Origin of the sequence: Sphingomonas sp. PP-F2F-G114-C0414, from assembly GCF_003688595.1 — a bacterium.
Lineage (GTDB): Bacteria > Pseudomonadota > Alphaproteobacteria > Sphingomonadales > Sphingomonadaceae > Sphingomonas.
This window is the reverse complement of the sequence record NZ_RCWT01000009.1, coordinates 392,685-417,851: the sequence shown is the minus strand read 5'-3', so window position 1 is coordinate 417,851 and position 25,167 is coordinate 392,685. Positions and strand designations below refer to the sequence as shown.

Below are 25,167 nucleotides of genomic sequence, written 5' to 3'. Positions count from 1 at the left end.
TGCGGCTCCTTGTGCTCGATCGGTCAGTAGCCAGCCGGGCCGCTCGCGTCGAGGGAGGCGAGGAACCCCGCCGCCTGCGCGCGCGTCGCCTCGCGGTCCGCATCGGACTGTTTCGCCCAGTTGCGATACGGCATCGCCAGCCGGTTGTTGCGCCCGAGCTTGTCCTCGTGCCGCGCGAGAAAATCCCAGTACAGCGCGTTGAACGGACACGCATCGGGCCCGATCCGCTGCTTCACATTATATCGGCACGTCCCGCAATAATCGGACATCCGGTCGATATACGCGCCCGACGAGATATACGGCTTAGACCCCAACAAGCCGCCATCGCCGAACTGGCTCATCCCCAGCGTGTTGGGCAGCTCGACCCATTCATACGCGTCGACATACACCTCGAGATACCAGAGGTGCACCTTGGCCGGGTCCGCGCCGATCAGCAGCGCGAAATTGCCCGTCACCATCAGCCGCTGGATATGGTGTGCGTGCGCGGTGTCCAGCGTCTGGCCGATCGCCTCGCGCAGGCAGTGCATGTCGGTCTCGCCGGTCCAGTACCAGCCGGGCAACTCACGGTGATGGTCGAGGAAGTTGCGCTCGACGTAATCCGGTCCCTCGCGCCAGTAGATCCCGCGCATATATTCGCGCCAGCCGATGATCTGGCGGATATACCCCTCGACCGCGTTCAGCGGCGCCCGCCCGGCGCGATATTCCGCCTCCGCCCGACGGCACAAATCGAGCGGATCGAGCAGCCCCGAATTGATGTACGGCGACAAAATCGAGTGCCACAGATGCCGCTCGCCGGTGAGCATCGCATCCTCGTAGTCACCGAACTGCGCGAGCGCGTGCTTGAAGAAATTCGCCGCCTGCCGCTCCGCATCCTTCGCGGTCACGGCGTATTCGAACCCGTCGAGGCTCCCCGGATGATCCGCGAACCTCTCCGCCACCAGCGCCAGCACACCTTGCGTGATCGCGTCCGGCTTGAACACCAGCGGACGCGGCATCAGCAGGTCGTTCTTCGCGGGCTTGCGGTTCTCCTTGTCGAAGTTCCAGCGATCGCCCTCGGGCTTGCCGGCGGTCATCAACAGCCCGGTGCGCGTCCGCATCTGGCGATAGAACCACTCCATCGTCAGCGTCTTCCGCTCCGCCGCCCACGTCTCGAAATCGGCATGGCTGGCGAGGAAGCGGTCGTCGCTGCGGATCTCGACCGGGATGCCGAACAGCGTCTCCCAGCTTTCGAGCATCGCCATCACGCGCCACTCGCCACCCTCGGTGACGACGATCCGCTCGGGATCATGCCGTACGACCGCGCGCGCGATATCGCCGGTGAAGCTGCCGGCGTTGTCGGGGTCGTCGAGCTTGGCGTATTCGACCGTCCACCCGGCCTCGCGCAGCGCCTCGGCGTGGTGCCGCATCGCCGACAGGATATACGCGATCTTGCGCTTGTGGTGGCGGACATAGGTCGTCTCTTCGTCGACCTCCATCATCAGCACCACGGTCGTCGCCGGATCGCAGTCCCGCAGCGACGCGATGTCGATAGTGAGCTGGTCGCCTAGGATCGGTACGAGTGTGCTGACGGTCACTTTGCGGCCCCCATCGCTACTAGCATGCGATCGTCATTCCCGCGCAGGCGGGAACCCATACTGGCAGGCTTCGCGGCATGATCGCGACCGTCCGAGGATATGGGTCCCCGCCTCCGCGGGGATGACGAGCGGGCAAAGCCAATATCAAACATGTAACCCACTTTGCGGCACCCCCTGTACATCCTACATGGCGGCACATGACCGCTCCCCAGAACCCATTGCATCTCGGCCAGAACAGCGCCCTCCCCGCCTCTCCAGAAGAGGCCGTGCTCGATTATGTTCCGAACCCGCGGCCGGGCCGGACGTATCTCGTTCGGTTCGCGGCGCCCGAGTTCACCTCGCTGTGCCCGGTCACCGGCCAGCCCGACTTCGCGCACCTCGTCATCGACTATGTCCCCGGCGAGACGATCGTCGAATCCAAGTCGCTCAAACTCTTCCTGAGCAGCTTCCGCAATCATGCCGGGTTCCACGAAGACTGCACCGTCGGCATCGGCGAGCGCCTGTTCGACGAAATGAAACCGGTGTGGCTGCGCATCGGCGGCTACTGGTATCCGCGCGGCGGAATCCCGATCGACGTGTTCTGGCAATCGAGTGCACCGCCGCAAGATCTGTGGCTGCCGGACCAGGGAGTCGCCTCGTATCGCGGTCGCGGTTGAGGCGCCTGAAATATCGGTTTGATTTAGATTGATATTATTCCCGTGCTGCACTGCAGTATGTGATGAAACTTTATGCTACCTGAACCGTTCAAATGGATGCGCGACCGGGTTCTCCCAGAAGTGCGCGCTCAAACGAGGGACAGGGTATGGTGAAACCGGCGGACGGTGAGAATATCGCGCGACTGGCGCTGATCGGTAATTTCCTGCCGAGACAGTGTGGCATCGCCACTTTCACGACCGACGTTTTCACGGCCATGCGCGCGCGCTTTCCCGAGATCGCCGTCGACGTCTATGCGATGGACGATCACCCCGGCAAATACGACTACCCGGCCGAAGTCACCGGCACGATCCCCGAGCCCGAGCTGTCGGCCTATATCGACACCGCACGGAAGATCGAGGCGAGCGGCGCGCAGGCGATCTGGCTTCAGCACGAATACGGCATCTTCGGTGGTCCGGCGGGCGAGCATATCCTCGCGCTGCTCGATCGCACCACGCTGCCCGTCATCGTCACGCTGCACACCATCCTCGAAAAGCCCAACGCCGACGAGCGCCGCGTGCTCGAAGGGCTGCTGCGTCGCGCCGCCCGCGTGGTCGTGATGGCCGAGCGTGGCCGCGACATCCTCCAGCGTGTCTACGGTGCCAATTCGCGCCAGATCGTCATGATCCCGCACGGCGTGCCCGATCGCGACCTGCTCGATCCGGCCGCGCTGAAGGACAAGTTCGGCTGGGAAGGACGGAAGGTCATGCTGACGTTCGGCCTGCTCGCGCCCAACAAGGGGATCGAGACGGTCATCAACGCGCTGCCCGCGGTGATCGCGAAGCATCCCGACCTGCTCTACGTCGTGCTCGGCGCGACCCACCCGAACCTCGTCGCGTACGAGGGCGAGAAGTACCGCGACAAGCTGAAGGCGCTCGCCGCCGAGAAGGGCGTCGCCGACAACGTCTCGTTCGTCGATGCCTTCCTCGAGCATGGCGAACTGCTTGATTATCTTCAGGCGGCGGACGTCTATGTGACGCCGTACACCAACCCCGCGCAGATCACATCGGGTACGCTCAGCTACGCGATCGGTGTCGGCAAGCCCGTCATCTCGACGCCGTACGTGCATGCGACCGAGATCCTCGCAGATGGCCACGGCGTGCTCGTCCCGTTCGGCGACGTCGATGCGTTCGCGCGTGAGATCGACGCGCTGATGTCGAACGACCGCGATCGCAATCGTCTGGCCGAGCGCGCCTATGCGCGCGGTCGCACGATGATCTGGCCTAAGCTCGCCGAGGCGATGATGACGGAGATCCGTGCGATCGTGGCGGCGCGCCCTTTTCGCCTCGCCAAGGTGCCAGCCCCGCTGAAGCAGCTGACGCCTGATTTCGCCGCAGTCGAGCGCATGAGCGATTCGACCGGCATGCTCCAGCATTCGATCTATTCGATCCCCGATCGTCGCCACGGCTACTGCATCGACGATAACTGCCGCGCGCTGATGTTGATGAGCGCGCTGCCCGATCTCGATGACGTCACCCGCGACAAATGGATGACGATCTATGCATCGTTCGTGCAGTACGCGTGGAACCCGGACACGCGCCGGTTCCGCAACTTCATGAACTTCGATCGCACCTGGTGCGAGGATTCGGGCTCGGAAGACTCGAACGGCCGCACGCTCTGGTCGCTCGGCGTCACCGCGCGCGATGCGCAGGCTGCCAAGCACCGCGACTGGGCGACCGCGATGTTCGATTCCACTGCGTCGATGGCGCTCGAACTTGGCTCCTTGCGTGCCCAAGCGTTCGCGATGCTCGGTGCGGCGGCAATGCTGGAGGCCAAGCCCGGTCACCAGCTGTCGCTGTCGATCCTCGAGGCGTTCCCCAAGGTCCATCTCGACCTTCTCGCGAAAGCACGTCGCCCCGAGTGGCAATGGTTCGAGATCGTTCTCGCCTACGACAATACGCGCCTCCCGCAGGCGCTGATCCGCGCAGGCCAAGCCCTTGGGCGTCAGGACCTGATCGACTGCGGCCTCGCCACGCTCGACTGGATCGTCGCCAAGCAGACCTCGCCGGAGGGTCGCTTCCGCGCGGTCGGGTCGGAGAGCTTCAACCGGCCCTATGCCGAGCCGTTGCAATTCGACCAGCAGCCGCTGGAGGCGCAGGCGACCGTCGACGCGTGCGCCGCGGCGTATGACGCGACCGGCGACGTGCGCTGGCGTGACGAGGCGTTGCGCGCCTACGGCTGGTTCCTCGGCGTCAACGACCTCGACCTGCCGCTCGCGAGCGTCGCGGACGGCGGTTGCTATGACGGCCTGATGCCGACCGGGCTCAACCGAAACCAGGGCGCCGAGTCGATTTTGGCGCTTCAACTCGCAAGTTGTGCCATTTCAGGGGTATCAAAGGCAGCGCAAAGCGTGGCAGGAGCGGCGCGCGTCGTCGCCTAGCCACGCTAGTGACAGCCTGACAGGCGACGGTGCGCTGAGTGGAACGACGCGGGGCACTGCTACGATGGATCTGTTCAACCACCAGCTGCGGCTGCACGCGGACCCTTCGCGTGTCGTCGTGCGGCCGTTCCATATCGCCTGGGGCGGTCATGGCGGCGCACCGAGCCGCACCGAGCGGCTCGTCGGCGAAGTGCTGGAAATGTCGCCCGCACAGGCGCGCGCGCAGCTCGAGGTCGTGCTGAAGGATTTCGAGGCACGCCACTGGCAGACGCGGCGCGTGTTCATGACGCGCTACGACCAGATCGAGGACATGCTCGGGCTGAACGGTGCGGAGATCGGCGACGAGAAGCGCCAGCTGATCGGTGCGTATTTCTGCCACGAATACAGCTATGCCGCCGCCGCGCTGATGAACCCGAGCGCGGTTCCCCATTTCGACCAGTCGGGCATGCCGCCGGGCTCGATGCGGATCCTGATGAGCCTGCGCGCGGTCGGCGAGGGTCACATCTCGTCGGTTGCGTTCCGCGAAGGCATCATCACCTGCGAAAACCAGATGAAGCTCGCGCCCGAGCCCCCGTTCGCGACCGCGACCGATGCGGTCGGCAGCGGCGAGGACGAGATGCCGATCGGCCCCGTCACCGTTTATCGCCACCGCGACAGCACGCTGAGCGGCACGGTGATCTTCCCGATCACGCAGGCGCAGTCGAAGGGCCTCGAGGATCTCCGCATCGTCCGCTTCCAGCACGAGGACGGCGATTACGAATGGATCGGCACCTACACCGCGTATAACGGCTCGGTGATCCAGTCCGAACTGATGCGCACCCGCGATTTCCGCGCGTTCGACCTCGTGCCGATGACCGGCCCCGCCGCGCGCAACAAGGGTATGGCGCTGTTCCCGCGCAAGGTGAACGGCCAGTACATGATGATCGGCCGGCAGGACGGCGAGAACCTATTCCTGCTCAAGTCCGACACGCTCACCGACTGGGACGACGGCGAGAAGATCCTGACGCCCGAATATCCGTGGGAGCTGGTGCAGATCGGCAATTGCGGCCCGCCGATCGAACTCGACGAGGGCTGGCTGCTGCTGACGCACGGCGTCGGCGCGATGCGCAAATACTCGATCGGTGCGGTGCTGCTCGACAAGGACGATCCGTCGAAGGTGATCGGCCGGACGAGCCAGCCGATTTTGGCGGCGAAGGACCAGGACCGCGAGGGGTATGTCCCCAACGTCGTCTACAGCTGCGGCGCGCTGAAGCATGGCGATACGATCTTCATGCCGTACGGGATTGCGGACAGCTCGGTGGGCTTCGCGTTCGTGCCGATCAAGGACATGCTTGCTGCGATGAAGTGAGAGGGACGTGGCTCAAATGGAGCGGGCGCTCACTCGTCCTCCGTTGCGCCCGTCCTCCGTTCCATCTCCTCTTCCGTCTCCCCTCTTCGTTCCAACCCTCTTCCGTTCGTCCTGAGTAGCCATCGAGTAGCTGCTCTTGCAGCGTATCGAGAGGGCGTATCGAAGGACAGGTTGGCGCGCGGAACGCATGCTTCGATACGCGCCCTCGATACGCTTCTTCGAAGCTACTCGGTCGCTACTCAGCACGAACGGGGGGGGTCTGGTTATCCCGCAAAGGCGGGAGCCCAGTCTGGATCCCCGCCTTCGCTGGGATACAAACTCTCTACTCCCTCTCCCTCGGGGGAGAGGGAAGGGGCCCGCCCGGCGCTTACCGGGTGGGAAGGGTGAGGGCACGCGCCTAGCGCGAAGCCGCCATAGTCCGCCGGTACATCACCCACGTCAGCACCGCGAACAACACCGTCCCGCCAATCAGCGCCACGCTCGCAAACCCGTCCCCAACGAGCGCCAACGGCGTCTCCTTGTTGGTCAAATACACGATCCCCGCAAAGCCGACGCCCCACAGCGACTCTCCGACGATCATGCCGGTAGCGGTCAGCACGCCCATCCGCTTGGCAAGCTCAGGATCGCGAGCCCGATCCGCCCAGCGATCATACGCAAACCCCACGACCGCCCCGATAGTCACCGGCAACGTCACCGACATCGGCAGATATACGCCAAGCCCGACTCCCAGAGGCGGCAACCGCAGCTTCCCCGCCTTGCCCAGCAATTCATCGACCGCGATCACGACCACGCCAGTCAGCGCCCCATACCCGATCATCGCCCAGTTGAGGTTCCCCCCCAGCACGCCCTTCGCCAACGCCGAGATCAACGCCGCCTGAGGCGCCGCCAGCGCATTAGGCCCCGCCCCCGGCGCCCCCGCAAACCCAAGCGTGCTCCCCAGCAAGTTCAACACCGGCGGCACCACGATCGAGCCGAACACCACGCCGATCAGCAACGCGACCTGCTGCTTCCACGGCGTCGCACCGACCAGCTGGCCCGTCTTCAGATCCTGCAGATTGTCGTTCGAGATCGTCGCGATCCCGAACACGATCCCCGTCACGATCAGTCCGTAAGCGACCAAAGCTTGCGTCGTCCCCGGCTCGACCGCGCGGCCGAACCACGACGCCAGCAGGATCGACGCGGCCAGGATTGCAAGGATGCCGATCCCAGACACCGGCGAGTTCGACGCGCCGATCAGCCCCGCCATATACCCACAGACCGCCGCGATCACGAGGCCGATGACGAGGATGAACACGAGGCTCCCCGCGATCAGTCCGATCGCCGACGCCTCCAGAGGCCCGCCCTGCAAGACGGTCCAAAGCAGGATGCCGATCGGCACCAGCATCGCGAGCGAGCCGATCCCGACGATCCCGATCGGAATGTCGCGCTCTTCCAGCGCCAACACTTCGCCGCCACGCTTGGCCGCCGACGCCGCCAACGCCGAGCGGACGCCGCCCACCACCGGCCCGGCGATCTTCAACAACGTCCAGATCGCCGCGACGCCGATCACGCCTGCGCCGAAAAAGCGGACGTCCGAGCGAAAAACGGTGTTGGCGATCACTTCCGCGGTCCCGGTGACGCTGCCGCCCCCAACCACGCCCGACGTCAGGATCGGCAGCAATATCCACCAGCCGATCACCACGCCCGCGAACATCGCCATGCCGACCGAGATGCCGACCAGGTGCCCCGCGCCGAGCAACGCGAACGACAGCCCGCCCGAGATCCCGGTCGCGCCCGCGCCGACGCGGAACCACGTCGCGGCCTCTGCAGCGGCGAGCTTGGTCTGCGTCAAGATCGCGAACCCGGCCGAGACGACTGCGTTGGCGACGATGATGCCCAGCCCGCGCGCGCTCTCCTCGCCACCTTCGCGACTGCCCGCGCCGACCTTCAGCACCTCGGCGGCCGCGCGGCCCTCAGGATACGGCAGCACCGTATCGACGACGAGCGCACGCCGCAGCGGCACCGAGAACAGCACGCCGAGCACGCCGCCGAACATCGTGATCGCCGCAGTGGTGAAGAACGGAAAGCCCTGCCACCAGCCGATCATCACGAGGCCGGGCAACACGAAGATGATCGCTGCCAGCGTGCCCGCGGCGGAGGCGATCGTCTGGACGATGTTGTTCTCGAGGATCGTCGAATCCTTGAACAACCGCAGCACCGCCATCGAGATCACCGCAGCCGGGATCGACGTCGCGAACGTCAGTCCGATCTTGAGTCCGAGATAGACGTTGGCCGCGGTGAACAGCAGCGTGATGATCCCGCCGAGCACGATCCCGCGAAACGTAAGCTCGCGCATGCTGGTCTCGGGGCCCGTGTCGGTTACGCCCCGCGTCGCGTCGGTCATGTCGTCAGCCTCAAAGCAATTTGGGCGACTTGTGGCATGATGTGCGATCAGAGGAAACAGTATCGACCGTAACTAGCCTGTTCTCTCGCGAAGCTGGAGAACAAGGAGGAGGGAGCACCCCCTCCCCGAACCCTACCGAGCTGCCATCCGGCGCGCGAAATGCACCTCGACCGCCCGCGTGACGCTCTCCGCGATCCGGTGCCGCCCCTCTTCGCTATCCAGGAACGCCGCATCCTGCGGGTTCGAGATATACCCAGTCTCGAACAGGATCGACGGCATGTCCGGCGCCTTCAGCACCATCAGCGACGCCATCCGGTGGAAGTTCGCCTTCAACGGCATCAACGGCCTGGCCTCACGCCCGAGCAACCGCGCGAAGGTCGCCGACGCGTTCATCGTCTCGCGTTGCGTGAGGTCGATCAGGATCGACGACACGTCCGCGGGCGCCTCTCCGAGGTTCACGCCGGAGATCACGTCCGCCTTGTTCTCGCGCGCCGCCAGCCGCGCCGCTTCCTTATCCGACGCCACCTCCGACAACGTGTACGCCGTCGCCCCGGTCGCGTTCTCGGAACCCGTGCTGTCGCAGTGGATCGAGATGAACAGGTCACCCTTCAACCGCCGCGCAACGCCGTACCGCTCGCGCAGAATCAGGTAGCGGTCGTCGTTCCGCGTCAGCGCCACGCGCACGCGCCCAGACGCCAGCAACTCGTCGCGGATCGCCTTGGCGACCTTCAGCGTAACGTCCTTCTCGCGCAGCCCGTTCGGCCCGATCGCGCCCGGATCGACACCGCCATGCCCCGCGTCGATCACCACCAGCGGTCGCGTATCGTCGCCCTGCACGCGCGGCAGTTTCATCCCCCGCGCCTTGGGCGGCACCGGCACCGACACCTTGTACTTGGGCCGCGACGCAGCGCCGAAATTGAACGGGAAGAAGTTCAGCGGCCCGGCGATCCCGGCTTCTGCGAACTGATCGTAATCGACCGTGCGCAACGCCAGTGTCAGCTCGCGCCCGTCGGAGTCGAACCCGCCGTCGGTGACGATCGCCGGCTCGGCCAGATCGAACACCATCCGCATGCCCGACCGCCCACTGCGCATCTGCGTAACGCCGGTCACCAGCCCGCGGCCGGTGATCTCCCGCCCCGGAGTAGCGCCCGACACGTCGACCGCGATCTGGCGCGGCCCCGTCAGAACGCGGCTGGCGGCATCGCCGACCGCCTCGTCGAAGCGGATGACGATCCGCCCGTCCCTGATCGCGACGCTCTGCACGGTCGCCGCCCAGGCGGGGACGCTCGCCAGCCAGCCGGCGATGAGGGCGATGACCGTCAACACCTCGCGTCCTTGCCGTGCGGCCCTGCCGCCGGTCCAGCGAAAACCCATGCTACACCCCTTTGATCGATACATCCGATCTCTGCGAGCGAGCGATAGCGCCTCGCATCACAAGACGCGGTTGCGCAGTGCGGTTAATTTGCCGTTTGCCATGTATTTGCCGGCAAGGCTCTGCCGCCCCGGCAAGTCTGCGCCTCGCTGCCCCTAATTCGAGCCGAAACGCCCACGAAAGCGACGGTTCCGGGGCTAGTTGCGAGATCGGGTATGCAGTGCTAGTCCTGTCGTACAGCCGTGTGTCGCCTAGTTTTTACCAGCGACGCGCCGGTCTCGACGCCCGCCAGCGGATTCTCGCCGGCGCGGCAATTCAGGTTGACGCTCGAATGACGCATTCCCCCCGCCCCGCACTCCGACCGGCCTTCGCCGACGGACTCGCGGTCGTGCGGGCGCCGCAGGGAGAGTTCCCGCGGCATGCACTTCGCGCAGAGGCAGTTTCGCACACCATCCGCGAGTCCGGGCGTCCGTGCCCGACCGCACCACCATCAAGCGCGCGACGGCTGCCGACAGGCCCGGCGCGCGCGCGGAGAATCTATAATGACAACGCGCATGCTGATCGACGCACGCCACCGGGAAGAGACCCGGATCGCAGTCGTCAAGGGTAACCGGATCGAGGAATTCGATTTCGAGAGTGCCGAACGCAAGCAGCTCAAGGGCAATATCTACCTCGCCAAGGTCACGCGGGTCGAGCCGTCGCTCCAGGCGGCGTTCATCGATTACGGCGGCAATCGCCACGGCTTCCTCGCGTTCAGCGAGATCCACCCCGATTACTACCAGATCCCCAAGGAAGACCGCGACGCGCTGCTCCGTGAGGAAGCAGAGCACGCCGCCGAGGAAGCCGCCCTTCGCGCCGACTACGATTCGGACGAAGACGAGGGTGACGACGAGGACGACATCGAGCGCTTCGAGGACGATGGCGGTGTAGACCCCGACGTCGCCGAAGAACTCGAGGGCGGCGAATCCGGCGAAGCCCCGCGACGGAAACGCAAGCCGAGCGCCGACGATGCCGCGGTCGAGGACCTGCGCGAGCGTCGCATGAACCTGCGCCGCCGCTACAAGATCCAGGACGTGATCCATCGCCGCCAGGTGCTGCTCGTCCAGGTCGTCAAGGAGGAGCGCGGCAACAAGGGCGCGGCGCTGACCACGTACCTCAGCCTCGCCGGTCGTTATTGCGTGCTGATGCCGAACACGTCGCACGGCGGCGGCATCTCGCGGAAGATCAGCAACGCGGGCGATCGCAAGCGTCTCAAGACGATCATGGCCGACATGCAGTTGCCGCCGTCGATGGGCTGCATCGTCCGCACCGCGGGTCTCCAGCGCTCGAAGGTCGAGATCAAGCGCGACTTCGATTACCTCGCCCGTCTGTGGGACGGCATCCGCGAAGCCACGCTCAAGGCGTCGGCCCCCGCGCTCGTCTACGGCGACAGCGACCTGATCAAGCGCGCGATCCGCGACATCTACAACAAGGAAATCGAAGAGGTCATCGTCGAGGGCGAGGACGGCTATCGCCAGGCACGCGAGTTCATGCGCCTGCTGATGCCGACGCACGCGCGGCGCATCAAGCATTACGCCGACCCCGTGCCGCTGTTCCAGCGCGCCGGCGTCGAGGATCAGCTTGCCGCGATGTACCACCCCGTCGTCCAGCTGAAGTCGGGTGGCTACCTCGTCATCAACCCGACCGAGGCGCTCGTCTCGATCGACATCAACTCGGGCCGTTCGACGCGCGAGCATTCGATCGAGCAGACCGCGACTGCGACCAACCTCGAAGCCGCACAGGAAATCGGCCGCCAGCTCCGCCTGCGCGACATGGCCGGGCTCGTCGTCATCGACTTCATCGACATGGATAACAATTCCAACGTCCGTAAGGTCGAGAAGGCGATGAAGGAGGCGCTCAAGAACGATCGCGCGCGTATCCAGATCGGCCGCATCTCGTCGTTCGGCCTCATGGAAATGAGCCGCCAGCGCCTGCGCACCGGCGTGCTCGAAGCGTCGACCCGCGCCTGCCCGCATTGCGAGGGCACCGGCCTGGTCCGCACCGCATCGTCGTCGGGCATCTCCGCGCTTCGCCTCATCGAGGACGAGGCGGCACGCGGTCGCGGTTCGCTGCTCACCCTGCGCGCGAGCCAGGAAGCTGCGGTCTACATCCTCAACCGCAAGCGTGCCGACATCGCCGAGATCGAGGATCGCTACGGCGTGATCGTCGAAATCATCCCCGGCCAGGACGAGGAAGGCGCGCACATGACGGTCGAGGCCAGCGGCCCGCCGCCCGCGCACGCCCCGAAGTTCGTCCAGATCATCGAGGAAGACGAAGACGACCTCCCCGAGGAGATCGAGGACGAGATCGAGGAAGAGGAAGTCGAGGAGGCCGAGGCCGAGCAGCCGCGGCGTCGTGAGGGGGGTCGTGAGCCCCGCGAAGGCAATGGCGAGCAGCGTGCGCCCCGCGAGGCTCGCGATGCGGATGGTGAAGGCGGCAAGAAGCGTCGTCGTCGCCGCGGTCGCCGTGGTCGCGCACGTCCCGGTGAGGAAGGTGCAGCTGAGGGCGTCAACGAGGACGGTACGTTCGAGGACGCCGACACCAACGTCGAGGAGATCGACGAGGTCGAGGGCGAGATCGTCGAAGTCGGCGGTGGCGAAGCGGTCGAGGCCGGCGCACCTGCCGAGCAGGCGAACGGCGCAGAGGGCGAAGGCCGTCGTCGTCGCGGTCGTCGGGGACGTCGCGGCGGTCGCCGCAACGAGCAGGGCGCCGAGAACGGCCAGTCGGTCGCCGTCAGCAGCATCGACGACGCCCAGCTGATCGCCGAGGCGCCCGAGCCGGAAGCGTACGAGCCGGTCGAATCGACCTACGCCGAGCCGCCTTACGAGCCGGCGTTCGAACCGGTCGTCGAGGAAACTCCGGTGGCGGAAGTCGCCGAGGGTCCGAAGATGCGCCGTCGTCCGCGTGCCCGTGCGGCAGCCGCAGCGGCGAACATCGCCGATGCGGTCGCCGATGCAGCCCCCAAGGCTCGCCGTGGCCGCAAGCCACGCGCGGTCGAGGCGGAAGCCGAGACGGTTGCACCGGAGCCAGTGGTTCCGGCGCCGATCGCTCCGGAGCCCGTCGCGGCCGAGCCGGCTGCACCGAAGCCCGGTCGTCGCCGTCGCGAGGCGGTTGCGGAAGCGACGATGGACGAGGTGAGCGCAACGCCCGCCGAGACCATCGAAGCGTCGGCGCCCAAGCCCAAGCGTGCGCGTCGCAAGGCGTCGGACGCGGTGGTCGAAGCGCCAGCGGTTGAAGAGGCGGTCGTCGAGGAAGCACCCGCCAAGGTCGCCAAGCCCCGCGGTCGTCCGCGGAAAGCAGCGGTGGTCGATGCCGGCGATGCCGCCCCGACCAGCGAACCGCTCGCCGAGCCGATCGCAACGACCCCGCCCAAGGCCGAAGTCCAGCCCCAGGACGTCGCGACCTCGGACACCAACGACGACCCCGACGGCGCCCCCCGCCGCGGCTGGTGGCAGCGCACCTTCGGCTAACGCCGGACGCTGTAACTAAAGAAACGGGCGCGACCGAAAGGCCGCGCCCGTTTTCGTCTGTGGGGAAGCGATCCTCCGGCAGCACGATATCCGTGAGCGCCCAATGCCTCACGTGGCGAACGAGAAAAGCTTGTATCCCCGCGAAGGCGGGGACCCAGACTGGGCACCCGCCTTCGCGGGTGAACACGACACGGGGGCGATACGAGGTTTGGGTTCCAGCGCCGGAGTGACGCACGCCGAACTCCCCCATCCACAACCACCCCGGCGAAGGCCGGGGCCCAAGTGGAAAGGTGGCAATAACGAAGCGCCACCCTCAGTTAGCCCGGTCCCCCAATTGGACCCCGGCCTCCGCCGGGGCGGTGCCCTGATAGCCAGGGAGGAAACCGATAGCCGGGGAAGTGGCCGACAGCCGGCGTAGCAACCCGTAATGCCCCCCTCAAACCCCTGTCCTACACACCCAAACCCTGCTCCCCTCCCCCAATGCCACCCACACTCCCACCAACCGCAAAACAGCTCCGAGCGTCTGCACTTCCTATACTTCACTCCACCGCACGCCCGACCGCACGACCATTGCCCCCCCGCCCCCAATCGACGATACCCCGTAAAATGAAGCGCCTAGTAGCCGCCGCAGCCACCGCCCTCCTCCTCTGGACGACGCCCCTCCAGGCCCAGTCGATCCTCCGCGATGCCGAGACCGAGACTATGTTCGCGGAGATGTCGAACCCGCTGATCAAGGCCGCCGGGCTCTCGACGCGCGACGTGAAGGTCGTCCTCATCAACGACGACTCGATCAACGCGTTCGTCGCCGGCGGCCAGACCGTCTACGTCCACTCGGGCCTCATCCAGGCCGCCGACAACGCCAACGAAGTCCAGGGCGTCATCGCGCACGAGCTCGGCCACATCGCCGACGGCCATGTCGTCCTCGCCGACCGCGGCACCAAGCCGGCAATGGGCATGTACCTGCTCTCGATGGTCCTCGGCCTCGCCGCGATGGCGGCCGGTTCCGGTGAAGCGGGCGCCGGCATCATGGCGGCGGGTCAGCAGGCGGCGATGGGCAGCTACCTCTCGTTCAGCCGCGTCCAGGAATCGACCGCCGACGCCACCGGCGCGAAATTCCTCCGCGAGGCCAACGTCTCCGGCCGCGGCATGCTCAGCTTCTTCAAGAAATTGCAGCAGCAGGAATACCGCTTCGGCACCGCCAACATCGATCCGTTCATGCAGTCGCATCCGCTGTCGGGCGAGCGCGTCGCCACCCTCACCGCTGACCTGCAAGCCTCGCCCGCCTGGGCCAACAAACCCGACGCCGCACTGGAAGAACGCTTCCGCCGCGTGAAGGCCAAACTCGCCGGCTACGTCATGCCCGCCGACCAGACACTGCAAGCCTACCCGCCCAGCAACCAGTCGATCTACGCGCACTACGCCCGCGCCTATGCCTATCACAAAGCCGGCTACCCGGAGAAAGCCGACGCCGAGGCCAACGCGCTCGTAAAAGCCGAGCCCACCGACCCGTATTTCCTCGAGATCAAGGGTCAGATCCTGCTGGAGGCGGGCAAGCCGACCGAGTCGCTGGTCCCCCTGCGCGAAGCCACGGAGGGTTCGCGCAACAACCCGCTGATCGCCACCACCTTCGGCCACGCGCTCATCGCGACCGAGAACAAGGCGAACTACCCCGAGGCGACCAGGGTCCTGCGCACCGCAGTCGGCCGCGACGACCAGAACCCGTTCGCCTGGATGCAGCTCGGCACTGTCTACGAACTCACCGGCGACACCGCCCGCGCCGCGCTCGCCACCGCCGAGCGCGCCAGCATGGGCGGCGACATGCGGACCGCCTCGGCGAGCGCACAATATGCGCTCGCGAACATCCCGGCGAACACCACCGACTGGATCCGCGCACAGGATATCGCGATGGCCGCGCAGAACGAGATGGACGACAATCCCAAGCAGTATAAGCGCCGCAAATGAGCAAACTTACATTCCCCGCGATTGCCGTCGCGGGCGCCGTCATCGGAGGCCTCGCGGTCTGGGGCTATGACCGCCAGGGCGGCGGCGTCGAGCGCGCACAGGTCGAATCGATCGTCCACGACTATGTGCTGGCGCACCCCGAAATCCTCCCCGAGGCGATGGAGAAACTGCGCGACCGCGAGTCGGGCAAGACCGTCACCGCCAACCGCGACGCGATCGTCACGCCGTTCGGCAGCGCCTGGGCCGGCAACCCCAAGGGCGACGTCACGCTGGTCGAATATTTCGATTATAATTGCGGATACTGCCGCGCGAGCCTGCCGATGATCGCCAAGCTGATCGCCGCCGACGCGAAAGTCCGCGTCGTCTTCCGCGAACTCCCGATCCTCAGCGCCGAAAGCCGCATCGCCGCGCGCGCCAGCCTCGCCGCCGCGCAACAGGGCAAGTTCGCCACCTTCCACGACGCGCTCTACGCCGGCGGCCCCGTCAGCGACGCCTCGATCGCAGCGGCTGCGAGTAAGGCCGGGGTCGACACCACGCAGGCAAGCTTCACCAAGACCGCCGACGCCGAGATCGCCAAGAACATGGAAACCGCCGCCAAGCTCGGCATGACCGGTACGCCAAGCTGGGTGGTGGGCGACCGCGTGTTGTCGGGGGCGCTACCGCTGGAGGACCTCCAAAAAGCCGTCGCCGCAGCCCGCGCGGGCTAACCGTTCTCCTGCGAACGCAGGAGCCCAGGGTTACAAAGCGCAACGCCCGGTATCCTGGGCTCCTGCGTTCGCAGGAGAACAGGGTGGGGGCCCTTACTTTCGCACCCCACCACCCCCATCTTCCCCTCACAAAAAGGGGTGCCAATGACCGAACCGATCCTGTCCATCGCGGGCGTCACCAAGACCTACAAGAGCGGCACCACCGCCCTCCACCCCGTCGACCTCGACATCCAGAAAGGCGAGATCTTCGCCCTCCTCGGCCCCAACGGCGCGGGCAAGACGACGCTCATCAGCATCATCTGCGGCATCGTCACGCCGTCCGCCGGCACGATCAAGGTCGCCGGCTACGACGCGATCCGCGACTATAAGCAGGCGCGCAGCCGCATCGGCCTCGTGCCGCAGGAACTCAACGTCGACATGTTCGAGACGGTGCTCGCCACCGTCACCTTCAGCCGCCGCCTCTTCGGCCGCTCGGGGCACAGCGATTACATCGAACAGGTGCTCCGAGACCTCTCGCTCTGGGACAAGCGCGACGCGAAGATCCGCGAACTCTCGGGCGGCATGAAGCGCCGCGTGCTGATCGCGAAAGCGCTCGCGCACGAACCCGAAATCCTGTTCCTCGACGAGCCCACCGCAGGCGTCGACGTGGCGCTCCGCCGCGACATGTGGAAGCTCGTCCACCGCCTGCGCGAAGGCGGTACGACGATCATCCTGACGACGCATTACATCGAGGAAGCCGAGGAAATGGCTGACCGCGTCGGCGTCATCAACAAGGGCAAGCTGCTCCTCGTCGACGACAAGGCGTCGTTGATGAAGAAGCTAGGCAAGCGCGAGTTGGACATCGCGCTCCAGGATCCGATGACAGCGATCCCCGCCGACCTCACCGACTGGGACCTGTCGCTGGAAGACGACGGCAAGCGCCTCCGCTACGTGTTCGACGCGCAGGCCGACCACACCGGGATCCCGTCGTTGCTGCGCAAGCTCAGCGAACTCGGCATCGGCTTCAAGGATCTCGAAACCAGCAAATCGAGCCTCGAAGACATCTTCGTCGATCTCGTCGGAGAACGCGCATGAATACTCCCCCCCTTCTAAACAGACATGGCATCTGGGCGATCTACCGCTTCGAAATGGCGCGCGCATTGCGCACCCTGTGGCAGAGCCTCGTCACGCCCGTCCTCACCACCTCACTCTATTTCATCGTCTTCGGCGGCGCGATCGGCAGCCGCATGCAACAGGTCGGCGGCGTCGGCTATGGCAGCTTCATCGTTCCCGGCCTGATCATGCTGTCGCTGCTCACGCAGAGCATTTCGAACGCATCGATCGGCATCTACTTCCCGAAGTTCACCGGGACGATCTACGAGCTGTTGTCGGCGCCCGTGTCGGCGATGGAGATGGTGATCGGCTATGTCGGCGCGGCGACCACCAAGTCGGTAATCCTCGGGCTGATCATCCTCGCGACCGCCTCGTTCTTCGTACCACTGCGGATCGAACATCCGTTCGCAATGATCGCGTTCCTGATCCTGACGGCCGTGGCGTTCAGCCTGTTCGGGTTCATCATCGGCGTCTGGGCCAACGGCTTCGAGCAACTGAACTTCGTCCCCGCGCTGCTGATCACGCCGCTGACGTTCCTCGGCGGCGCGTTCTACTCGATCGACATGCTGCCCCAGCCGTGGCGGACGTTTAGCCTGTTCAACCCGGTCGTCTACCTGGTCAGCGGCTTCCGCTGGAGCTTCTTCGGGGTCGGCGACGTCGCGGTCGGGGTCAGCCTCGCGGTGACGGCGGGCTTCCTCGCGGCATGCCTGATCGCGATCGCCTGGATCTTCAAGACCGGCTGGCGGATGAAGAACTGACCGGGCGAAGGCCGACCAGGTCGGTAGTGTAAGTTCGGTCGCCCTTGTTCTCCCACAAAGGTGGGAGCCCAGTCTGGGTCCCCGCCTTCGCAGGGAAACATGGTTGGCTGGTGCGACATTCCACCGAAGGCACCACCCCGGCGAAGGCCGGGGCCCAGTTGGGGGACGTTGCTAACTGCGGACAACGCTCCGTTACTCCGACCTTTCCACCTGGGCCCCGGCCTTCGCCGGGGTGGTGTCAGCTGGCGAAACCCGTTCGCTGGCAAGCCAAATCAGGCCGTGCGATGCTCGCCCTTGACCCAACGCACGGTCCCCGAAGACGCGCGCATCACAACGCTCTCGGTGGTCATCTTGCCCTTCTTCCGCTTCACGCCCGCCAGCAAAGAGCCATCGGTCACGCCGGTCGCCGCGAAGATGCAGTCGCCCTTCGCCAGCTCGGACAGGTCATACTGCTTGTCGAGATCGGTGATCCCCCACTTCGCCGCACGCCCGCGCTCGTCGTCGTTGCGGAACAGCAACCGCCCCTTGAACTGCCCGCCAACGCAGCGCAGCGCCGCGCACGCCAGCACGCCCTCGGGCGCTCCACCGGACCCCATGTACACGTCCACCGTGGTCTCAGGATCCGACGTCGCGATCACGCCGGCGACATCGCCGTCGCCGATCAGCATGATTCCGCAGCCGACCTTGCGCAGTTCGGCGATCAGCGCCTCGTGACGCGGCCGGTCGAGCACGCACACGATCAGGTCGCGCGCCGGCACGCCCTTGGCCGCAGCGACCGCCATGATGTTCTCGGTCGGCGTCTTGTCGAGATCGATGATGCCCTCGGGATAGCCCGGCCCGACCGCGATCTTGTCCATGTAGACGTCGGGCGCGTTGAGCAGCCCGCCCTCTTCGGCGATCGCCAGCACGGCAAGGCTGTTCGGCCCCGCGGTCGCGCAGATCGTCGTGCCTTCGAGCGGATCGAGCGCGATGTCGATCTTCGGGCCCTTGCCGATCGCCGAGCCGACCTTCTCGCCGATGAACAGCATCGGGGCCTCGTCGCGCTCGCCCTCGCCGATCACGACCGTGCCGTCCATGTACAGCGAGTTGAGCGCCTCGCGCATCGCCTCGACCGCGGCCGCATCCGCCGCCTTCTCGTCGCCACGACCGACGAGCGTGGACGCGGCGATCGCCGCAGCTTCGGTCACGCGGACCATTTCGAGGACGAGAACGCGGTCGAGAACCTGGCTTGCGGCAGCGGTCAAAATATTTCTCCTCGGAATGTTTCGGCGGGGATAGGCAGCAGTCGCAGCATTGTCGACCCGATCAGTCCCTGAGCAGGTCGTTGATGCTGGTCTTCGAGCGGGTTTGCGCGTCGACCCGTTTGGCAATCACGGCGCAATACAAGGCCGGTTTCCCGTCCCCGCCACCGATCGAGCCCGGCACGACCACCGCGTACGGCGGCACTTCGCCCTTGAACACTTCGCCGGTCGCGCGGTCGACGATCTTGGTCGAGGCGCCCAGATACACGCCCATCGACAGCACCGCGCCCTCGCCGACGCGGACGCCCTCGGCCACTTCCGCCCGCGCGCCGATGAAGGCGCCGTCACCGATGATGACCGGATCGGCCTGCAACGGCTCGAGCACGCCGCCGATGCCGGCGCCGCCCGACAGATGCACGTTCCTGCCGATCTGCGCGCACGACCCGACCGTCGCCCACGCGTCGACCATTGTCCCCTCGCCGACATAGGCGCCGATGTTGACGAAGCTCGGCATCAGGATCGCACCCTTGGCGATGAAGCTCCCACGCCGCGCGACCGCGCCCGGCACGACGCGGATACCCGCCGCGCGGAACTCCGCCTCGCCCCAGCCGGCGAACTTCGACGGCACCTTGTCGAACCCCGGAGCACCCGCCGAACCACCGTCGATCACGACGTTGTCGTTGAGCCGGAACGACAGCAGCACCGCCTTCTTCAACCACTGGTTCACCTGCCAGCCGTTAGCAGTCGGCTCGGCAACGCGCGCGGTCCCCGCGTCCAGCATCGCCAGAGCGGACTCGACGGCGTCGCGTATTTCGCCCCTGGTATCGAGTCCCAGGTTCGCGCGGTCGTCCCAGGCGGCGTCGATGATGGTCTGCAAGGTCATGATGTCTCCAGGATGGTTTCGAGCCATGGCGCAAGCACCGGCACGGTGAAATCGATGTGATCGCGCGCCGCGTCGGGCGACTGCTCGGAGCCGTTGTCGATCCACACGGTCGTCATTCCGATCGCCTTGGCCGGCGTCAGGTTGCGCGCCATGTCGTCCGCGAACAGCGACTCCCGCGGGTCGATGTCGAACGCCGCGCAGAACCCGGCATAGGCCGACGCGTGCGGCTTCGGGATTAGGTTCATCGCGTGGATATCGTGGATCGCCTCGAAGCTCTCGCTCAACCCGAGCCGCTCCAGGATCCGCGTCGCATACGGCGTGTCGCCATTGGTGAAGACGAGCTTGCGCCCCGGCAGCTTGGCGATCGCGGCGACCAGCGGCGCGTCATGCTCGATCACATCCATCTCGATATCGTGGACATGCGCGAGGAACGCGTGCGGATCGACGTGATGCTCGGTCATCAACCCCGACAGCGTCGTGCCGTGATTGTGGAAATACCCCTTCTGCACGCGCCGCGCCTCGTCATGCTCCAACCCGAGCAGATCCTGGATGAACCCGGTCATCCGCGCATCGACCTGCGCGAACAGGTCCGCGCTCGCCGGGTACAGCGTGTTGTCGAGATCGAAGATCCAGTTGCGGACATGGTTTAGGCGGGCAAGCATCGCGCGAACCTCTAGGCATCACGCGGTGACGGGGCAAGCCGGGGCCCGCCGCACGGTGATCTCCTGCGCTGGCGTTTACGGTCGAGTAACGCTTTTCATTCCAATAGCTTGATGGGGAATAAGGGGTAAAATTCATGCGACGCATAAAGGCCGGCCTATTGCGGTCCGCGACCGTGGCGACGGGACTTCTCGTCGCCGCCTGTGGCGGTGGGGGCAGCGGCGGTATCAACAGCACGCCGGCGCCTCCGGCAGCGCCCACCCCGACACCCACGCCAGTGCCGACTCCAACACCGACGCCAACACCCACCCCGGCCCCGACGCCTGCTCCCACGCCGACTCCATCCGGCAACGATACCGCGGAATACCGCGCGACCGTCGGCGCCGTCTCGATGAACGCGCTCGCGGCGTATAACGTCGGTGCGACCGGCAAGGGCATCAACGTCGGCGTGATCGACAGCGGCATCGACCTGCAAAGTCAGGAGTTCGGCACCCGCGTTTCGTCCGCCTCGCAGGACGTTGCCGGCAACAGCACGATCGACGACGAAGGCGGCCACGGCACCGCAGTCGCCTTCACGCTGGCAGGCCGGAGGAATGGCGCGGGCTCGCACGGCGTGGCGTTCGACGCGACGCTGATCGTGCTGCGCGCCGACCGACCCGGCACCTGCGCCACCGCCAGCAAGGACGACAAGGACTCGGGCTGCAAGTTCGGCACCGATGCGATCACCAAGGGCCTCGACGCGGCGCGCGTCGGCGGCGCGAAGGTCGTCAACATCTCGCTCGGCGGCTCCGAAATGCCGCAAAGCCTGAAGGATGCGATCGGCCGCGCGACCGCCGCCGGGCTCGTCGTCGTGATCGCGGCTGGCAACGACGGCTCGGTCAACCCCGATCCCTTCACTAATGTCGCCGGCGAAGTGCAGGGCCGCAATCAGGTCATCATCGCCGGCTCGGTCGGATCCGCGGACGGTATCTCCACCTTCAGCGACCGTGCCGGCACCGGCGCCGCGCACTTCCTCACCGCGGTCGGCGAAAGCGTCCGCGCGCCCGACCAGGCCGACACGACCTATCTCTGGTCCGGCACCTCGTTCGCAGCGCCACAAATCTCCGGCGCGGTCGCATTGCTGGCGCAAGCCTTCCCCAACCTCACCGGTGCGCAGATCGTCGACATCCTGTTCAAGAGCGCGCGCGATGCCGGTGCGCCGGGCGTCGACGCGGTCTACGGCAACGGCGTGCTCGACCTGACGCGCGCGTTCCAGCCGCTCGGCGCGATGTCGGTCGCCGGGTCGAAAGCGGTCGTCTCGACGACCGGCAACGCCACCCTGTCCGCGCCGATGGGTGACGCCGCGCAAGGCGAACTCGGCGCGGTGATCCTCGACGGCTACAGCCGCGCGTTCGCGATCGACCTCGCCAAGACGATCGCCCGCCGCAGCCCCGACCGCTCGCTCGGCGGCGCGCTCCAGTCGCGATTCCGCACCGTGGCGCTGGCGCAAGGGGGGATGACCGTCTCGATGACGCTAGCGCCGCGCGCCAACGGCGACGTCGCGCTCGATCGCACCTCACTCTCCACCGCCGACGCGACCAGCGCGCGGGCGATCGCCGGGATGGTGACGCAGAAGCTCGGCAGCACCCTCTCGTTCGGGTTCGGCTTCGCGCAAGGCTCGGGCGCGCTGAGTGCACAGCTTTCCGGCCAGTCCGAACCCGCCTTCCTGATCGCCAACACCGGCGGCCTTGGCTTCGACAGCACCACGAGAGCCTCGAGCGCGATGCGGCAGAGCTTCGGCGGATTTGGCTTCACCGCTGGAATCGAGAATGGCGACGTCCTGACGCAGCGCGACGGCGACCTCCGCCTCCGCGACCGCTGGCAGCGCTCGGGCTACAACCGCGCCTCGTTGACCGTCGACCGCCGCTTCGGCGCGCTGTCGACGATGGTGGCCGCCACCCGCATGGACGAGCGCGACACCGTCCTCGGCGCGCGCTTCGACGCTGCGCTCGGCGCGACCCGCGCGGCGACGTGGTTCGTCGATACCAAGGCGCGGTTCGATGCCGGCGCTGGCTGGAGCATCGGCGGGTCGATGCGGCAAGGCTGGACCCGCGCGGCGGTGCGCGGCGGTCTCAGTGGGGACGGCCTCGTCCGCACCAACGCCTTCGCGGCCGACATCGGCAAGGACGGCGTGTTCGGCCACGACACGCTCGGCCTCCGCGTCGCGCAACCGTTGCGGGTGGCGCGCGGCGGGATCGACCTCGGCCTCCCGACCTATTTCGACTACGCCAGCAACACCGTCACCGACTGGACCACGCAACGCCTCAACCTCGCCCCCCAAGGCCGCGAACTCGATGTCGAGATGCGCTACGGCGTCCCCGCGTTCGGCGGCGGCCTCGACACCAACCTGTTCTTCCGCCGCGACCCTGGCAATTTCGCGGCGCTCCCGAACGATTACGGCATGGCGATGCGCTACAGCTTGGGCTTCTGAAACCCACGTCCCCCAATTCGTCATCCTGACGAAAGTCAGGATGACGGACGTGAGAGACGGGCGGGGCTGGATAAGCTACCGTTCGGTACCTATCTCTGCCGCATGACACGCTATTCCCTGCTCGATCTGGTCCCCGTCATCGAAGGCGGCACCGTCTCCCAATCGCTCGCCAACGCGGCCGACCTCGCGCGGCACGCCGAGAGCGTCGGGTTCCAGCGCTACTGGGTCGCCGAACACCACGGCATGACCGGCATCGCCTCCGCGGCGACCGCCGTCGTGATCGCGCACATCGCCGCCGCCACGAAGACGATCCGCGTAGGCTCGGGCGGCATCATGCTTCCCAACCACGCGCCGCTGACCATCGCCGAGCAGTTCGGCACGCTCGACGCGCTGTACTCCGGCCGCATCGACCTGGGCCTCGGCCGAGCACCCGGTTCGGACCAGCGCGTCGCCCGCGCGATGCGCCGCACGCTCGAAACCGACGCCAACGCCTTCCCGCAGGACGTGATGGAGCTCCAGAGCTACTTCGCCAACGACGGCCAGACCGGCATCGTCGCAACCCCGGGCGCAGGCGCGGACGTCGAGATGTGGATCCTCGGCTCGAGCACGTTCGGCGCACAGCTGGCGGCGGCACTCGGGCTCCCCTACGCGTTCGCCTCGCACTTCGCGCCCGATGCGCTCGATGCCGCGCTCGCGATCTACCGCCGCGACTTCCGCCCCTCGGCACGCCTCGCCAAGCCCCACGTCATGGCAGGCTTCAACGTGTTCGCGGCCGAAACCGACGCGGAAGCCGAACTGCTCGCCACCTCGCAGCAGCAGTCGTTCGTAGCGTTGCGCACCGGCAACCCCGGCCTGATGAAGCCGCCCCTCGCCGGCTACCGCGACTCTCTCGGCGCACAGGGCAACCAGATACTCGATCATGTGCTGCAATGCTCGGCAGTCGGCAGCCCGGCCAAGGTCGCGCGTGGCATCGCCGCTTTCGTCGAGCGGACCGGCGTCGACGAGGTCATGGTGACGAGCGCGATCTACGATCACGAGGCCCGCAAGCGGAGTTTGTCGATCACGGCGGACGTGATGCAGGAGCTGAAGATCGCTGCGTAAGTCGGCTGCCACCGCTCCCGCTTAAGACACCACCCCGGCGAAGGCCGGGGCCCAATTGGGGGAAGGTGGTAACGGAGGGCAGCACGTCGTTACTGCGACCTCTCCAATTGGACCCCGGCCTCCGCCGGGGTGGTGCCCGCGGGGAGACATCTCACCTACTCCCCCGCCCATTCCTTCAGCAGCGTATACGCAATCGCATAAGGCGGCGGCGGCACGAACGGCCCCTCCTCCCCGCGCAACACCGCGCGCACCATCTCACGCGGCACCCACATCGCATCCTCGAGCTCGTTCACATCGAGCGTGATCGCATCGTCCTCCGCCTCCGCCACACACGCCATCATCAGCGACGACGGAAACGGCCAAGGCTGGCTCGCGACATACCGCACCTTGCCGACCCGCACGCCCGACTCCTCGAGAATCTCGCGCGCAACCGCCTCCTCGATCGACTCGGCCGGCTCGACGAAACCGGCGAGCGCGGAATACCGCCCCGGCGGCCACCCCTTGCCCCGCCCGAGCAACGCACGCCCGTCATGCTCGGCGATCATGATCACCACCGGATCGACGCGCGGGAAATGCTCGGTCGCGCAGTTCGGGCACTTCCGCGCCCACCCCGCCCGGAACATCTCGGTCGGCGATCCGCACTTCGCACAGAAGCCATGCCGAACATGCCAGTCGATCACACTCCGCGCGCTAGCGTACGTCGCTGCCTCACCCGGCGCGAGCGCGGCCAGCACCGCCATCAGCGCAGGCGACCGCATCGCCGGAGCATTGTCGACGCGCATGCCCGCCAGCAGCGCCGCGAAATGTGGCCGCCCGCTCTCGTCGAGCCCAAGCAGGATCGGCTCGGCATCGTCGGGCATGTCCGCCATCGACGTCCAGGCGAGATGCCCGTCGTCGGTCGTGCCCGGCAGCAACCCATCAAGCACCAGCAACCGCGCACGCCAGTCGCGCTGCGCCGCCGCCAGCCCCTCCGGATCGTGGCGCAGCGCATCGGACCGGTCGAGCATCCCGCCCGTGAAACCGGGCGCCGCCAT

At 66.6% G+C, this 25,167-nt stretch carries 17 protein-coding genes; 10 read left to right on the top strand and 7 right to left on the bottom strand.

Annotated elements, in window-relative coordinates:
• Positions 1-23 precede the first annotated feature (23 nt).
• Positions 24-1,574, bottom strand: a complete 1,551-nt coding sequence (locus tag C8J47_RS02520) for a cryptochrome/photolyase family protein (RefSeq protein WP_121884303.1) — start codon at positions 1,572-1,574, stop codon at positions 24-26.
• Between the two features lie 197 nt (positions 1,575-1,771).
• Here C8J47_RS02520 and queF point away from each other — a divergent pair, with 197 nt between their 5' ends.
• The 3 genes from queF (at position 1,772) to C8J47_RS02505 (ending at position 5,995) form a co-directional block, all read left to right on the top strand.
• Positions 1,772-2,230 carry a preQ(1) synthase gene (gene queF, locus C8J47_RS02515; protein ID WP_056411723.1) on the top strand — a complete coding sequence of 153 codons (459 nt, stop codon included), beginning with the start codon at positions 1,772-1,774 and terminating at the stop codon, positions 2,228-2,230.
• 146 nt (positions 2,231-2,376) lie between these two features.
• Complete coding sequence (locus tag C8J47_RS02510) at positions 2,377-4,647, top strand: glycosyltransferase family 4 protein (RefSeq protein WP_121884302.1); 2,271 nt, start codon at positions 2,377-2,379, stop codon at positions 4,645-4,647.
• 64 nt (positions 4,648-4,711) lie between these two features.
• Positions 4,712-5,995, top strand: a complete 1,284-nt coding sequence (locus C8J47_RS02505; RefSeq protein ID WP_056051630.1) for a glycoside hydrolase family 130 protein — start codon at positions 4,712-4,714, stop codon at positions 5,993-5,995.
• Positions 5,996-6,392: 397 nt separating this feature from the next.
• On the opposite strand, the gene C8J47_RS02500 is transcribed toward C8J47_RS02505, so the two are convergent.
• Both C8J47_RS02500 and C8J47_RS02495 read right to left on the bottom strand, forming a co-directional pair.
• Positions 6,393-8,378 (bottom strand): OPT family oligopeptide transporter, encoded by a 1,986-nt coding sequence (locus C8J47_RS02500; protein ID WP_259467319.1) that lies wholly within the window; start codon positions 8,376-8,378, stop codon positions 6,393-6,395.
• Between the two features lie 132 nt (positions 8,379-8,510).
• On the bottom strand, positions 8,511-9,752 hold the full coding sequence (locus tag C8J47_RS02495; protein ID WP_121884301.1) for an N-acetylmuramoyl-L-alanine amidase: 1,242 nt from the start codon (positions 9,750-9,752) through the stop codon (positions 8,511-8,513).
• A 540-nt stretch (positions 9,753-10,292) separates the two neighbouring features.
• Between C8J47_RS02495 and C8J47_RS02490 the strand changes: the two genes are divergently transcribed.
• The 5 genes from C8J47_RS02490 to C8J47_RS02470 all read left to right on the top strand — a co-directional run bounded on the left by C8J47_RS02490 (position 10,293) and on the right by C8J47_RS02470 (position 17,778).
• The gene (locus C8J47_RS02490; RefSeq protein WP_259467318.1) at positions 10,293-13,259 is read left to right on the top strand and encodes a ribonuclease E/G; all 2,967 of its coding nucleotides are present in this window, start codon (positions 10,293-10,295) and stop codon (positions 13,257-13,259) included.
• Positions 13,260-13,865: 606 nt separating this feature from the next.
• Positions 13,866-15,221: a M48 family metalloprotease gene (locus C8J47_RS02485; RefSeq protein ID WP_121884299.1), complete on the top strand. Its 1,356-nt coding sequence runs from the start codon at positions 13,866-13,868 to the stop codon at positions 15,219-15,221.
• Positions 15,218-15,928, top strand: a complete 711-nt coding sequence (locus tag C8J47_RS02480; protein WP_121884298.1) for a DsbA family protein — start codon at positions 15,218-15,220, stop codon at positions 15,926-15,928. The genes C8J47_RS02485 and C8J47_RS02480 overlap by 4 nt, the downstream gene beginning before the upstream one ends.
• A gap of 144 nt (positions 15,929-16,072) precedes the next feature.
• Positions 16,073-17,002 (top strand): ABC transporter ATP-binding protein, encoded by a 930-nt coding sequence (locus tag C8J47_RS02475; RefSeq protein ID WP_121884297.1) that lies wholly within the window; start codon positions 16,073-16,075, stop codon positions 17,000-17,002.
• Positions 16,999-17,778 (top strand): ABC transporter permease, encoded by a 780-nt coding sequence (locus tag C8J47_RS02470; RefSeq protein ID WP_121884296.1) that lies wholly within the window; start codon positions 16,999-17,001, stop codon positions 17,776-17,778. Before C8J47_RS02475 ends, C8J47_RS02470 begins: the two co-directional genes overlap by 4 nt.
• A gap of 272 nt (positions 17,779-18,050) precedes the next feature.
• Here C8J47_RS02470 and glpX read toward each other — a convergent pair whose 3' ends face one another.
• The 3 genes from glpX to C8J47_RS02455 form a co-directional block, all read right to left on the bottom strand.
• A complete protein-coding gene (gene glpX, locus C8J47_RS02465; protein WP_121884295.1) occupies positions 18,051-19,022 on the bottom strand; it encodes a class II fructose-bisphosphatase in 972 nt (323 codons plus the stop codon).
• 61 nt (positions 19,023-19,083) lie between these two features.
• Positions 19,084-19,902 carry a 2,3,4,5-tetrahydropyridine-2,6-dicarboxylate N-succinyltransferase gene (gene dapD, locus C8J47_RS02460; protein WP_121884294.1) on the bottom strand — a complete coding sequence of 273 codons (819 nt, stop codon included), beginning with the start codon at positions 19,900-19,902 and terminating at the stop codon, positions 19,084-19,086.
• Positions 19,899-20,564, bottom strand: coding sequence for a pyrimidine 5'-nucleotidase (locus C8J47_RS02455; RefSeq protein ID WP_121884293.1), 666 nt, complete (start codon positions 20,562-20,564; stop codon positions 19,899-19,901). The genes dapD and C8J47_RS02455 overlap by 4 nt, the downstream gene beginning before the upstream one ends.
• A 134-nt stretch (positions 20,565-20,698) precedes the next feature.
• Between C8J47_RS02455 and C8J47_RS02450 the strand changes: the two genes are divergently transcribed.
• Positions 20,699-23,032, top strand: a complete 2,334-nt coding sequence (locus C8J47_RS02450) for a S8 family peptidase (RefSeq protein WP_121884292.1) — start codon at positions 20,699-20,701, stop codon at positions 23,030-23,032.
• A 102-nt stretch (positions 23,033-23,134) separates the two neighbouring features.
• A complete protein-coding gene (locus tag C8J47_RS02445) occupies positions 23,135-24,133 on the top strand; it encodes an LLM class flavin-dependent oxidoreductase (protein ID WP_121884291.1) in 999 nt (332 codons plus the stop codon).
• A 155-nt stretch (positions 24,134-24,288) separates the two neighbouring features.
• On the opposite strand, the gene nudC is transcribed toward C8J47_RS02445, so the two are convergent.
• Positions 24,289-25,167 carry an NAD(+) diphosphatase gene (gene nudC, locus C8J47_RS02440; protein ID WP_121884711.1) on the bottom strand — a complete coding sequence of 293 codons (879 nt, stop codon included), beginning with the start codon at positions 25,165-25,167 and terminating at the stop codon, positions 24,289-24,291.